Origin of the sequence: Pseudomonas sp. B20(2017) (assembly GCF_002113125.1) — a bacterium.
In the GTDB taxonomy this organism is placed as follows: Bacteria; Pseudomonadota; Gammaproteobacteria; order Pseudomonadales; family Pseudomonadaceae; genus Aquipseudomonas.
Map to the genome: position 1 here is coordinate 326,089 of NZ_NEJP01000002.1, position 13,737 is coordinate 339,825.

The 13,737-nt window shown below is 61.7% G+C and carries 11 protein-coding genes; 4 read left to right on the plus strand and 7 right to left on the minus strand.

Going from position 1 to position 13,737, the window contains the following annotated elements; translation table 11 throughout:
- Positions 1-20 precede the first annotated feature (20 nt).
- From fabA to CAF63_RS04555, 3 genes are all read left to right on the plus strand, one after another.
- Positions 21-536, plus strand: coding sequence for a 3-hydroxyacyl-[acyl-carrier-protein] dehydratase FabA (fabA, locus tag CAF63_RS04545; RefSeq protein ID WP_003227150.1), 516 nt, complete (start codon positions 21-23; stop codon positions 534-536).
- An 11-nt stretch (positions 537-547) separates the two neighbouring features.
- Positions 548-1,768: a beta-ketoacyl-ACP synthase I gene (gene fabB, locus CAF63_RS04550; RefSeq protein WP_007957797.1), complete on the plus strand. Its 1,221-nt coding sequence runs from the start codon at positions 548-550 to the stop codon at positions 1,766-1,768.
- A gap of 394 nt (positions 1,769-2,162) precedes the next feature.
- Positions 2,163-2,351: a hypothetical protein gene (locus tag CAF63_RS04555; RefSeq protein WP_039772867.1), complete on the plus strand. Its 189-nt coding sequence runs from the start codon at positions 2,163-2,165 to the stop codon at positions 2,349-2,351.
- A 96-nt stretch (positions 2,352-2,447) separates the two neighbouring features.
- On the opposite strand, the gene CAF63_RS04560 is transcribed toward CAF63_RS04555, so the two are convergent.
- The 7 genes from CAF63_RS04560 to CAF63_RS04590 all read right to left on the minus strand — a co-directional run bounded on the left by CAF63_RS04560 (position 2,448) and on the right by CAF63_RS04590 (position 10,750).
- Complete coding sequence (locus CAF63_RS04560) at positions 2,448-2,990, minus strand: DUF2058 domain-containing protein (RefSeq protein ID WP_011335479.1); 543 nt, start codon at positions 2,988-2,990, stop codon at positions 2,448-2,450.
- Between the two features lie 26 nt (positions 2,991-3,016).
- Positions 3,017-3,850 carry a nucleoside triphosphate pyrophosphohydrolase gene (gene mazG / locus CAF63_RS04565; protein ID WP_085683664.1) on the minus strand — a complete coding sequence of 278 codons (834 nt, stop codon included), beginning with the start codon at positions 3,848-3,850 and terminating at the stop codon, positions 3,017-3,019.
- Between the two features lie 5 nt (positions 3,851-3,855).
- On the minus strand, positions 3,856-6,099 hold the full coding sequence (gene relA / locus CAF63_RS04570; RefSeq protein WP_085683564.1) for a GTP diphosphokinase: 2,244 nt from the start codon (positions 6,097-6,099) through the stop codon (positions 3,856-3,858).
- A gap of 88 nt (positions 6,100-6,187) precedes the next feature.
- Complete coding sequence (gene rlmD, locus CAF63_RS04575; protein ID WP_085683565.1) at positions 6,188-7,573, minus strand: 23S rRNA (uracil(1939)-C(5))-methyltransferase RlmD; 1,386 nt, start codon at positions 7,571-7,573, stop codon at positions 6,188-6,190.
- On the minus strand, positions 7,573-8,475 hold the full coding sequence (gene cysM / locus CAF63_RS04580; RefSeq protein ID WP_045121847.1) for a cysteine synthase CysM: 903 nt from the start codon (positions 8,473-8,475) through the stop codon (positions 7,573-7,575). The genes rlmD and cysM overlap by 1 nt, the downstream gene beginning before the upstream one ends.
- A 141-nt stretch (positions 8,476-8,616) precedes the next feature.
- The gene (locus CAF63_RS04585) at positions 8,617-10,041 is read right to left on the minus strand and encodes a sensor histidine kinase (RefSeq protein ID WP_085683566.1); all 1,425 of its coding nucleotides are present in this window, start codon (positions 10,039-10,041) and stop codon (positions 8,617-8,619) included.
- Positions 10,028-10,750 (minus strand): response regulator transcription factor, encoded by a 723-nt coding sequence (locus CAF63_RS04590; RefSeq protein ID WP_085683567.1) that lies wholly within the window; start codon positions 10,748-10,750, stop codon positions 10,028-10,030. The genes CAF63_RS04585 and CAF63_RS04590 overlap by 14 nt, the downstream gene beginning before the upstream one ends.
- Before the next feature lie 216 nt (positions 10,751-10,966).
- Here CAF63_RS04590 and CAF63_RS04595 point away from each other — a divergent pair, with 216 nt between their 5' ends.
- Positions 10,967-13,720, plus strand: coding sequence for a response regulator (locus CAF63_RS04595; protein ID WP_085683665.1), 2,754 nt, complete (start codon positions 10,967-10,969; stop codon positions 13,718-13,720).
- Positions 13,721-13,737 lie beyond the last annotated feature (17 nt).

Here is a 13,737-nt window from a genome sequence, read left to right on the forward strand (position 1 = left end):
GGGATTATTGAGGAGCTCGCATGACCAAACAAAACGCCTTTACTCGGGAAGACCTGCTGCGCTGCAGTCGCGGTGAGCTGTTCGGCCCAGGTAACGCGCAACTGCCCGCCCCGAACATGCTGATGGTGGATCGCATCACCCTGATCAGCGAAGAAGGCGGCAAGTACGGCAAAGGTGAATTGGTCGCCGAGCTGGATATCAACCCTGACCTGTGGTTCTTCGCGTGCCACTTCGAAGGCGATCCGGTGATGCCGGGCTGCCTGGGTCTGGACGCCATGTGGCAACTGGTCGGCTTCTTCCTGGGCTGGCAAGGTCTGCCGGGCCGCGGCCGTGCGCTGGGTTCGGGCGAAGTGAAATTTTTCGGCCAGGTCCTGCCGACCGCCAAGAAAGTCACCTACAACATTCATATCAAGCGCGTCCTCAAGGGCAAGCTGAACCTGGCCATTGCCGACGGTTCGGTGACTGTCGACGGTCGCGAAATCTACACCGCCGAAGGCCTTCGCGTCGGCGTGTTCACCTCCACTGACAACTTCTAAGGGTTATTCGCATGCGCCGCGTCGTTATCACTGGTCTGGGCATTGTTTCGTGCCTGGGCAATGACAAAGAGACCGTCTCCGCTAACCTGCGTGCAAGCCGCCCTGGCATCCGGTTCAACCCGGAATATGCCGAAATGGGTCTGCGTAGCCAGGTTTCCGGCTCCATCGACCTCAACCTTGAAGAGCTGATCGATCGCAAGATCTATCGCTTCGTCGGCCACGCAGCGGCTTACGCCTACCTGGCCATGAAAGACGCCATCGCTGACTCCGGCCTGACCGAAGAGCAGGTGTCCAACCCGCGTACCGGCCTGATCGCAGGTTCCGGCGGCGCGTCGACCCTGAACCAGATGGAAGCGCTGGACATCCTGCGCGAGAAAGGCGTCAAGCGCGTCGGCCCATACCGTGTAACGCGGACCATGAGCAGCACCGTTTCGGCTTGCCTGGCCACGCCGTTCAAGATCAAGGGCCTGAACTACTCCATCGCTTCTGCCTGCGCCACCAGTGCTCACTGCATCGGTACCGCCATGGAACAGATCCAGATGGGCAAGCAGGACATCGTGTTCGCCGGTGGCGGTGAAGAAGAGCACTGGAGCCAGTCGTTCCTGTTCGACGCAATGGGCGCTCTGTCCAGCAAGCGTAACGACACCCCGGAACAAGCCTCCCGCGCCTACGACGCCGACCGTGACGGTTTCGTCATCGCTGGCGGTGGCGGCATGGTCGTGGTCGAGGAGCTGGAACACGCTCTGGCCCGTGGCGCGAAGATCTACGCGGAGATCGTTGGCTACGGCGCGACTTCCGACGGCTACGACATGGTGGCTCCAAGCGGCGAAGGCGCAATCCGCTGCATGCAGCAGGCGCTGTCCACCGTCGACACCCCGATCGACTACCTGAACACCCACGGCACTTCGACTCCGGTCGGCGACGTCGCGGAAATGAAAGGTGTGCGTGAAGTGTTCGGCGACAAGGCCCCGGCCATCAGCTCCACCAAGAGCCTGTCGGGTCACTCCTTGGGCGCCGCCGGCGTTCACGAAGCGATCTACTGCATGCTGATGATGGAAGGCAACTTCATCGCCGGCTCCGCCAACATCGACGAACTGGACCCTGAAGTGGCCGATCTGCCGGTGCTGACCAAGACCCGCGAAAACGCCACCATCAACACCGTGATGAGCAACAGCTTCGGCTTCGGTGGCACCAACGCCACCCTCGTACTGAAGCGCTGGGAAGGCAAGTAATTCCCTCCCGCTGAGCCGCACATGAAAACGCCCCGACTGGTTCGGGGCGTTTTTTTTCGCCAGCCATAAACACAACCTCCTGTGGGAGCGGGCTTGCTCGCGAAAGCGGTGGGTCAGTCGACAAAAATGTTGAATGTTAAATCGCATTCGCGAGCAAGCCCGCTCCCACAGGGTCGGTGTATTGCTTGAAAATCGCCGTCAGGAACATGAAGCTTTTGTCATGGAACTCAATGCCCTGCGACTGAATGTCGCGGTTTCTGCGGGCTCCAGCGCTGTTGCAGATTTCGCAAGAATACATTGCACGAATCGGGCGTTTACTTAGCAGGCTAACAAAATCTATAACAGAGTCCTGCACACGCCTTGCTGCAGATAACTTGAGATTTGGAGCTAGCAGATGACTGTAAAAGTAACTGAACGCGACGATTCACACATGTCCCATGAAGGCGTAGCCGCCGGCGTACGGATCTGGGATGTGCATCAACAAGACTTGCTGGTCGGCATGTTCCACAACGAGATCGATGCCCACAACTACAAGGCCGAACTGGAACTGCAGGAACAGCAGCGGGATCGGAAATCCGCCTGAAACAAAACCACAGCATTGAAAACGACAAACCCCGCCAGAGCGGGGTTTGTCGTTGTTGAGTGCTTCAGGGCCGCTTCGCAGCCCGGCGAGACCCGATTACCACATCAGATCATCAGGGATCACGTAGGCCGCGTACGGATCGTCCTCGGCATTGACCTCTTCGACCTTCTCGTTGAGCTGTACGATGCGCTGTGGATCGCGCTCCTGAATCTTCAGGGCCGCCTCACGAGGAATCACTTCGTAGCCGCCGGCATGGTGCACGATCGCCAGCGAACCGCTGCTGAGCTTGTTGCGCATCAGCGTGTTGACGGAGATGCGCTTGACCTTCTTGTCGTCGACGAAGTTGTAGTAGTCCTCGGTGGTCAGCTTCGGCAGACGCGAGACTTCGATCAACTGCTTGACCTGGGCGGCGCGGGCCTTGGCCTCAGCCTTCTCCTGCTGCTGACGGTTCAGCTCCTGGTCGCGCTTGACCTTCTCGGCCATGGCTTCCTGGGCAGCACGCTGCTGGGAGTCGTCCAGTTCGATCTGGCCTTTGTGGGCCAGACGCTGCTGTTTCTGTTTGTCTTTGCTGACCTGTTTGGCCTGCTTTTGGTTGACCAGTCCTGCCTTGAGCAACTGATCGCGAAGGGAAAGGCTCATTGATGCTTACTCACTTGGGCAACGGCTCAGCCGCAGCTGGGCAAATTCTTTTCCTGACGTTTGGCTTCGCCCCACAGGGCGTCCAACTCTTCGAGGGTGCAATCTTCCATGGGTCGGTGGGTGTCGCGCAATGCCTGTTCGATAAAACGGAAACGTCGCTCGAACTTGGCGTTGGCGCCACGCAATGCGGTTTCCGGATCGACCTTCAGATGCCGGGCCAGATTGACCACGGAAAACAGCAGGTCGCCGATCTCGTCGGCCACCGCTTGCGGGTCATTTTCGGACATGGCTTCGAGCACTTCATCAAGCTCTTCACGGACCTTGTCCAGCACCGGCAACGCATCCGGCCAGTCGAAACCGACCTGCCCTGCGCGCTTCTGCAACTTGGCCGAGCGGGACAACGCCGGCAACGCAGCCGGCACATCGTCGAGCAGTGACAGTTGCTGCGGCTCGGCGGATTTCTCGGCGCGCTCTTCGGCCTTGATCTCCTCCCAACGCTGCTTGACCTGCTCTTCGTTCAGGCGCGGCACATCCAGCGGCGCGTATAGATCGCCGGTGGGGAACACATGCGGATGGCGACGGATCAGTTTGCGGGTGATGCTGTCGACCACGCCGGCGAATTCGAACCGCCCCTCCTCCCGCGCCAACTGGCTGTAATACACCACCTGAAACAACAGATCGCCCAACTCGCCCTGCAAGTGATCGAAGTCGCCGCGCTCGATGGCGTCGGCGACTTCGTAGGCCTCTTCAAGGGTGTGCGGGACGATAGTCGTGTAAGTCTGTTTGATGTCCCATGGGCAACCGTATTGCGGGTCGCGCAGACGGTTCATCAAGTGCAACAGGTCTTCAAGGCTGTAGATCGGTTTCATGGAGTCCGGTTACGCCGCGTTTCGATAATGTTCGGCAATTGGGAAATCCGCCCCAGCAACCGCCCCAGCGCGTCCAGCCCCGGGATCTCGATGGTCAGGGACATCAGTGCGGTGTTGTCCTCCTTGTTCGAGCGGGTGTTGACCGCCAGCACGTTGATCCGCTCGTTGAGCAGCACCTGCGAGACGTCACGCAACAGACCGGAACGGTCGTAGGCGCGGATGACGATGTCCACCGGATAGGTGAGCACCGGCACCGGGCCCCAGCTGACCTGGATGATCCGCTCCGGCTCGCGCCCGGCCAGTTGCAGCACCGAGGCGCAGTCCTGACGGTGAATGCTCACGCCACGGCCCTGGGTGATGTAGCCGACGATCGCATCGCCCGGCAACGGCTGGCAGCAGCCGGCCATCTGGGTCATCAGGTTGCCGACGCCCTGGATTTGAATGTCGCCGCGCTTGCCCGGTTTGTAGCCGGTCGCCTTGCGCGGAATCAGTTCCAGCTGTTCGTTGCCGCGTTCCGGCTCGACCAGCTGTTGCGCCAGGTTGACCAGTTGCGCCAGACGCAGGTCGCCGGCCCCGAGGGCGGCGAACATGTCTTCGGCGGTTTTCATGTTGGCCTTGTCGGCCAGCTTGTCGAAATCCACCGCCGGCAGGCCGAGGCGAGTGAGTTCTCGTTCGAGCAGAGTCTTGCCGGCCGCAACGTTTTGATCGCGGGCCTGCAACTTGAACCAGTGAACGATCTTGGCCCGCGCCCGGGACGTGGTGACGTAACCGAGGTTCGAGTTCAGCCAGTCACGGCTCGGCGTACCGTGCTTGCTGGTGATGATCTCGACCTGTTCACCGGTCTGCAGGCTGTAGTTGAGCGGAACGATGCGCCCGTTGATCTTCGCGCCACGGCAGTTATGGCCGATTTCGGTGTGCACACGGTAGGCGAAGTCCAGCGGCGTCGCGCCTTTCGGCAAGTCGATGGCGTGACCGTCCGGGGTGAAGATGTAGACCCGGTCCGGCTCGATATCGACCCGCAGCTGTTCGGCGAGACCGCCGATGTCACCCAGCTCTTCGTGCCACTCGAGGACCTGACGCAGCCAGGAGATTTTCTCTTCGTAGTGATTCGAGCCGGACTTGACGTCAGTGCCCTTGTAGCGCCAGTGCGCGCAGACGCCGAGCTCGGCCTCTTCGTGCATCGAATGGGTCCGGATCTGGACTTCCAGCACCTTGCCTTCCGGACCGATCACCGCCGTGTGCAGCGAGCGGTAGCCGTTTTCTTTCGGGTTGGCGATGTAGTCGTCGAACTCTTTCGGGATGTGCCGCCACAGGGTGTGGACGATGCCGAGCGCGGTGTAGCAGTCGCGCATTTCCGGCACCAGCACGCGGACCGCACGCACGTCGTAGATCTGGCTGAATTCCAGACCCTTGCGCTGCATTTTGCGCCAGATCGAATAGATGTGTTTCGCCCGGCCGCTGATGTCGGCTTCGACGCCAGTGGCCTGCAATTCGTCCTTGAGCTGGGTCATCACGTCAGAGATGAAACGCTCACGATCCAGCCGCCGCTCGTGCAGCAGCTTGGCAATCTGTTTGTATTGATCGGGTTCAAGGTAACGGAAGGACAAGTCCTCCAGCTCCCATTTGATATGACCGATGCCGAGTCGATGCGCGAGCGGCGCATAGATGTCGAACACTTCCCGGGCGACCCGGTTACGTTTTTCGTCGTCGGCGGTTTTCACCGCGCGGATCGCGCAGGTTCGTTCGGCGAGCTTGATCAGCGCGACACGCACGTCGTCGACCATCGCCACCAGCATTTTGCGCAGGTTTTCCACCTGGCCCTGGGTGCCGAGCACCATCGACTGGCGGGGGCTTAGGCTGGCACTGATTGCCGCCATGCGCAGCACGCCGTCGATCAGTTTGGCGACCACCGGCCCGAAGCGCTGGCTGACCGCCGCGAGCTCGATCTGGCCTTCGCGCACGCCGCGATAGAGAACCGCAGCCACCAGCGAATCCTGATCGAGCTTGAGGTCGGCAAGGATCTCGGCGATCTCAAGGCCCGTGCTGAAACTGCCGCTGCCTTCGGACCAGAGATTCTTCGCCGCATTGGATTGCTGCTCGGCCTGGCGAGCGTACTCGCAGGCCTCTTTCAAGGCTTCGCGATCCAGTGCCAGATCGACACTGACCGCATGATCGAGCCAAGCCTCGAGATTGATACTGCCGTCAGTGTTGATCGGCTGGTGTGCTCTCACCTGTACCATCTTGCTTTACCTTCCCTACGACGCAGATTCAATGCGTCAAATCACTGACCTTCAATGCCCGTTCGCGCTCGCGGGGCCAATGCGAGCGCTACGGACGACCAGTCGGATCAGACGAGCCATCCTGGCTCGCTTCAAATAACGCCATGGCCTCGACATGCGCCGTCTGAGGAAACATATCGAGAATCCCGGCACGTTTTAACCGGTAGCCCTGCTTGATCAATTCGACCGTATCGCGCGCCAGAGTTGCAGGGTTGCACGACACGTACACCAACCGTTCGGCGCCCAGGGTCGCCAGTTTGCGCACCACCTCGAAAGCACCGTCGCGCGGTGGGTCCAAGAGTACCGCAGAAAAGCCGTTTCCGATCCACTGGGCATCGGTCAAAGGCTGGGATAAATCGGCCTGAAAAAACTTTGTGTTATGCAAATTGTTGCTAGCGGCATTCGCCGCCGCGCGATCGACCATGGTCTGCACGCCTTCGACCGCCACCACTTCACGCGCGGCTTTCGCCAGCGGCAGGGCGAAGTTGCCCAGACCGCAAAACAGATCGAGTACGCGCTCATCGCTCTTCGGTTTCAACCAGTCCAGCGCTTGCGCCACCATGGCCTCGTTGACCCCGGCATTGACCTGGATGAAATCCCCCGGCCGATAGGCCAGTTGCAGGTCCCATTGTTCCAGGCGGTAACCGAGCGACTGCGCCTCATCCACCGGCTGCGGTTCGCCTTCGCCATGCAACCAGAGCTGCGCTTCATGGAACGCGCAGAAATCCTTGAGGATCGCCAGGTCAGCCTCGGACAGCGGCGCCACGTGACGCAGCAGAACGGCGAGTGACGAGCCACTGAACAATTCGACATGCCCCAGCGCCTGAGGTTTGCTCAGGCGACGAAGCATCTCCGGCAAGCGGGTCATGATCGGCTGCAAGGGCTGTACCAGCACCGGGCATTCGCTGATCGCGACAATGTCCTGGCTGCCGGCGGCACGGAAACCGACTTCAAGCTTTTTGGCCTTGCTGTCCCAGCGCACGGCGATCCGGGCGCGGCGACGGTAGCCGAATTCGGGACCGGTCAACGGCGCCGCCCACTCCTCCGGTTCGGCACCGGCGACTCGCGACAACTGCTCGGCGAGCATGCGCTGTTTCAGGGCAAGCTGTTCGTTGTGGGGCAGATGCTGAACGCTGCAACCGCCGCAACGGCCGGCGTGCTGACAAGGTGCGGGACGACGCAATTCACTGGAGCTGAACACTCGTTCGGTGCGCGCCTCGACCACTTTGCCGTGGGCGCCGAGCACCCGCGCTTCGACCTCTTCACCGGCGAGGGCGCCGAGGACGAACCAGGTTTTGCCTTCAAAAAACGCGATGCCGCGACCGTCATTGGCCAGGCGCTCGATGCTCAAGCGCTGCTTTTTGCCGGTCGGGATTTGCGGGGCCTTGCTGCCGCCGGTGGGCTGGAAACGCAGGCCTCTCTCGTGCTTGGCCATCAGTTGGGCGCGTCGAAAATGCCGGTCGACAGGTAACGGTCGCCACGGTCGCAGATGATCGCGACGATCACCGCGTTTTCAACTTCTTTGGACAGGCGCAGCATCGCTGCCACCGCACCGCCCGAGGACACGCCACAGAAAATGCCTTCTTCGCGGGCCAGACGACGGGTGACGTCCTCGGCTTCGCTTTGCGCCATGTCGACGATGCGGTCGACGCGCTCGGCCTGATAGATCTTCGGCAGGTATTCCTGCGGCCAGCGGCGAATGCCGGGAATGGCCGAGCCTTCCATCGGTTGCAGGCCGACGATCTGCACGTTGTCGTTCTGCTCCTTGAGGTAGCGCGACACGCCCATGATGGTGCCGGTGGTGCCCATGGAGCTGACGAAATGGGTGATGGAGCCCTGGGTCTGACGCCAGATTTCCGGGCCGGTGGTCGTGTAGTGCGCTTCAGGATTGTCGCCGTTGGCGAACTGATCCAGCACCTTGCCACGGCCTTCGGCTTCCATCCGCTGGGCGAGATCGCGAGCGCCTTCCATGCCCTCTTCCTGGCTGACCAGAATCAGCTCCGCGCCGTACGCGGTCATCGCCGCTTTACGTTCGGCACTGGAGTTGTCCGGCATGATCAGGATCATCTTGTAACCCTTGATCGCGGCGGCCATCGCCAGGGCGATCCCGGTGTTGCCCGAGGTCGCTTCGATCAGCGTATCGCCTTCGTGGATCTGCCCGCGCAACTCGGCACGGGTGATCATCGACAGCGCCGGACGATCCTTGACCGAACCCGCCGGGTTGTTCCCTTCGAGCTTGAGCAAAAGGGTGTTGCTGGTGACACCGGGCAGGCGCTGCAAACGCACCAGCGGCGTGTTGCCGACGCAATCGGCGATGGTTGGGTACTGCAAGGTCATGGCGTTTTTCGCAATCCGGACAGCGGGGGCGCCTATCATACCGGCAAACCTGCGCAGGCCATATCACGCAAAGTGTGGTGCTTATGGTTTCTTGGAATAAGCAGTAAAAGTCTCACCAGCGGTGAGACTTTCCTGTACCGCTCACACAATCTGCGGGCGGCCCATGTCCACTGTGGGAGCTGGCTTGCCAGCGAAGACGTCGGGACTGACAGCACTGTCATCCGCCACCAACCGCAGATTCAGTCGCAATCCCGATGGCCCGTTCTCGGCCCACAATGTTCCGCCCTGGCGTTGCACCGCGTTCCTCGCGATGCTCAGCCCCAGACCAAATCCGCCGTCCCCCGGCCGCGAACCGTCGAGTCGGATGAAGGGCGAGAAGATCCGCTCCAGATCCGCCTCGGCCACGCCGCCACCCTCGTCCTCCAGCCACAGGTGCCAGTAATCGCCGTCCCGTCGACCATCGAGTCGCACGATACCGCCCACTGGCGAATGACGAACGGCGTTGCGCAGAATGTTTTCCAGGGCCTGGGCCAGGGTGTTGAGATTGCCGCGCACCCAGCAGGAAGCTTCCACCGCGCACTGCAACTGCCCCACCGGACAGCAGCTTTCGTAACAGGCGTTTTCCGTGAGCATTTCCCACAGCGCCTGAATCTGGATCGCTTCGTCCGGCAACGGTGCGCGCTCGGTGTCGAGCCAGGCCAGTTGCAGGGTGTCCTCCACCAATCGCTGCATCACGTCGACTTCGCGACCGATGCGTTCGCGCAACGGTTGCAGCTGCTGCTCGCTTTCGCTGGCAACTCGCAACCGGCTCAGGGGCGTGCGCAGTTCGTGGGACAGGTCGCGCAGCAATTGCTGTTGCAGGGCCACGGTGGACTGCAAGCGTTCGGACATCGAGTCGAAGGCGCGGGCCAGTTCACCGAGCTCATCAGGGCGCTGGGTGATGCCGCTCGACAATCGCACATTCAGTTGATCGGCGCGCCACGCATTGGCCTGCTCGCGCAGATTGTTCAGCGGGACAACCAGCAGGCGATACAGGCCGACGCACAGCAGCAAGGTGAACAGACCGGGAATCACACCGTTGGTGATGACGCGCCAGAAAACCCGGTATTTCCCCGGCAGGAAACGCTCGGGCAACTCGATGACCAGACTGCCGGCAGTCGGGTCAGTGGGGAACGGTACGCGCAGCCACGGCCGACCCTTTTTGTGAATCGGCCAGTCAAGGCCTCGAAGGAAGGTCAGGTGCTGAAGCTCCTGAGCATTGAACGGCTGGCTGCCCAGCGACTGCAGGTTGCCACCGATCACGCCGACCCAGCCGGCTTCGCGCAACTCCATGCTCTGCAACCAGCTATCGATGCCATCACGCTCGCCCTGCTGCCAGGCGCGCTCGGCCTCGGCGGCATAACGGCTCAGCGTGCGACGGGCGTCATCGGAGAGGAACTGATTGCGCTGTTCCATGTACCGGCCCCAGGACCAGCTCAGCCAGATCATCAGCAGACAGAACGCCACCAGCAGACAGGCGAGTTTCCAGAACAGCGAGTGCCGGCCCGGCAGGTCAGACACTTTCATCGACGGCACTCAGGACGTAACCCTTGCCCCACACCGTGCGCACTTCCCGCTCGGTGTAGCCGACCGACTTGAGTTTGCGGCGGATCTGGCTGATGTGCATGTCGAGGCTGCGATCGTGGGCCGCGTAACCGCGCTGAAGAACGTGCTGATAAAGGAAGGCCTTGCTCAGCACTTCCTCGTCGTTGCGGTTGAGGGTTTCCAGCAGGCGGTATTCGCTGCGGGTCAGGCCGGCGGGCTGGTCGAGGTAGAACACGTCGCATTGATCGTCGTCGAAACGCAGCCCGCCGACTGGCACCACTGGGGTGACGGCAGCCGGACGACGATCGAGAGCAACACGGCGCAGGATCGCTTCGATCCGCACATGCAGCTCGGCCATGCTGAAGGGTTTGGGCAGATAGTCGTCGGCACCGAGGCGAAACCCACTGATACGGTCGGCTTCGGCACCGAGGGCTGACATCAGCAGCACCGGCGTGGAATGGCTCTGACGCAGTTGGGTCAGGACATTCAATCCGTCGAGTCCCGGCAACAGAATATCCATCAACACCACGTCGAACGGCTGGCGCCGGGCGATGCTCAGGCCTTCGCTGCCGTTCTGGCACCAGGTGACCTGGAAGCCGCTGCGACCCAGTTGTTCATGGACATAGGCACCGAGGACGGGATCATCTTCGATGGAAAGAATGCGGGGTTGGCCAATAGAGACAGGAGTCATGACTATCTGCAAATAATTCTCAGTTGGGCGATTATTCAAGATTGCCCCGCGCCCGGCAACCCAAGCTTGACCTGTCGGACAGATGACAGGTGCCCAAGCGAAGAACAACGACATCATTTTTCCCGACAACGTCCCTGAGCAAATCGCTACACTGCGCCGATACCGCGTGCCGGACGCACGTGTGAGTCAACGATCAGCGGGATGCAGGAGAAAGGCGTGCTCAAGAAACTGGGAATCAAAGGTCGCGTATTGTTGCTGACCCTGTTGCCGACCAGCCTGATGGCACTGGTGCTGGGCGGGTATTTCACCTGGACGCAGCAGTCCGACCTGCAAGCCCAACTGATGCAGCGCGGCGAAATGATCGCCGAACAACTGGCTCCGCTGGTGGCGCCGGCCATGGGCCATGGCGATGCCGAACTGCTCGAGCGCATCGCCACCCAGTCCCTCGAACAACCGGACGTGCGCGCCGTGACGTTCCTCGCGCCCGACCGTTCTCCTCTGGCGCATGCCGGTCCGACCATGCTCAATCAGGCACCGAGCGGTGACAGCACCCAATTGTTGCGGCGCAGCGGCAACGACGCCACCCGCTATCTGCTGCCGGTGTTCGGCAAACACCGCAACCTCGCCGGCGAACTGATCCCGCAAGAGTCCGACCGCCTGCTCGGCTGGGTCGAACTGGAGCTGTCGCACAACGGCATGCTGTTGCGCGGCTATCGAAGCCTGTTCGCCAGCCTGCTGCTGATCGGCGCAGGACTGGCCGGCGCCGCGCTACTGGCCTTGCGCATGGGCCGCACGATCAACCGCCCGCTGAGCCAGATCAAACAGGCCGTCGCGCAGCTCAAGGACGGTCACCTGGAAACCCGTCTGCCACCGCTGGGCAGTCAGGAACTGGATGAACTGGCGTCCGGCATCAACCGCATGGCCGGTACCCTGCAAAACGCCCGCGAAGAATTGCAGCACAGTGTCGATCAGGCCACCGAAGACGTGCGCCAGAACCTGGAAACCATCGAGATCCAGAACATCGAGCTGGACCTGGCCCGCAAGGAAGCGCTGGAAGCGAGCCGGATCAAATCCGAATTCCTCGCCAACATGAGCCACGAGATCCGCACGCCGCTCAATGGCATTCTCGGTTTCACCCACCTGTTGCAGAAAAGCGAGCTGACCCCGCGCCAGCTCGACTATCTGGGCACCATCGAAAAATCCGCCGACAGCCTGCTGGGGATCATCAACGAGATCCTCGATTTCTCGAAGATCGAGGCCGGCAAACTGGTGCTCGACCATATTCCGTTCAACCTGCGCGACCTGTTGCAGGACACACTGACCATCCTCGCCCCCGCTGCCCACGCCAAGCAGCTGGAACTGGTGAGTCTGGTGTACCGCGACACGCCGCTGTCGCTGGTCGGCGATCCGCTGCGCCTCAAGCAGATCCTGACCAACCTGGTGAGCAACGCGATCAAGTTCACCCGCGAAGGCACCATCGTCGCCCGCGCCATGCTCGAAGAGGAAAACGACGACAGCGTGCAGTTGCGCATCAGCATTCAGGACACCGGCATCGGCCTGTCGAACCAGGACGTGCGCGCCTTGTTCCAGGCGTTCAGCCAGGCTGACAACTCGCTGTCGCGCCAACCCGGCGGCACCGGACTGGGGCTGGTGATTTCCAAGCGCCTGATCGAACAGATGGGCGGCGAAATCGGCGTCGACAGCACGCCGGGCGAAGGCTCGGAATTCTGGATCAGCCTGAACCTGCCCAAGACCCGCGACGATGCCGAAGACCTGCCTTCCGCGCCATTGCTCGGGCGCCGGGTGGCGGTGCTGGAAAACCACGAACTGGCGCGTCAGGCCCTGCAGCATCAACTGGAGGATTGCGGCCTCGATGTCACACCGTTCAATACCCTGGAAAGCCTGACCAATGGCGTCACCGGCGCCCATCAGACCGATCAGGCGATCGATCTGGCGGTACTCGGCATCACCAGCAACGACATGCCGCCCGAACGCCTCAACCAACACATCTGGGACCTCGAGCACCTCGGCTGCCGGGTTCTGGTGTTATGCCCGACCACCGAACTGACGCTGTATCACCTGTCGGTGCCCAACCCTCACAGCCAACTGCAATCGAAACCGGCCTGCACCCGCAAACTGCGCCGGGCCTTGTCGGACATGGTCAACCCGCGCCAGCCGCGCAGCGAACCCGGCGAACCGTTGTCGAGCCGTGCGCCGAAAGTGCTGTGCGTCGACGACAACCCGGCCAACCTTTTGCTGGTGCAGACGCTGCTCGAAGACATGGGCGCCAAGGTGCTGGCCGTGGAAAGTGGTTACGCGGCGGTCAAGGCGGTGCAGAACGAAACCTTCGATCTGGTGCTGATGGACGTGCAGATGCCCGGCATGGACGGACGCCAGAGCACCGAAACCATTCGCCAGTGGGAAAGCGAGCGGCACTGCACGCCGTTGCCGATCGTCGCCCTCACCGCCCACGCCATGGCCAATGAAAAACGCGCGCTGCTGCAAAGCGGCATGGACGACTACCTGACCAAGCCGATCAGCGAGCGGCAACTGGCGCAGGTGGTGCTGAAGTGGACGGGCCTTGCGTTGCGCAATCAGGCGCCGGAACGTGGCGGTGAGAGTCTGCTGGGCAATCAGGAACTGCCGATACTCGATCACGAGGAAGGTCTGCGCCTGGCTGCCGGCAAGGCGGATCTGGCGGCAGACATGCTGGCGATGCTGCTGGCTTCGCTCGAGGCCGACCGCGAAGCCATCCGCACCGCCCGCGACAATCAGGATCAGAACGGTCTGCTGGAGCGGGTGCACCGCCTGCATGGCGCCACCCGTTACTGCGGCGTACCGCAATTGCGCGCCGCCTGCCAGCGCAGCGAAACCCTGCTCAAGCAGCAGGACCCCAAGGCCTCGACCGCCCTGGACGAGCTGGAACGGGCGATCAATCGTCTGGCGGCCCAGGCGAAGATCAGCGCCTGATCCACGGCAATGCCGGT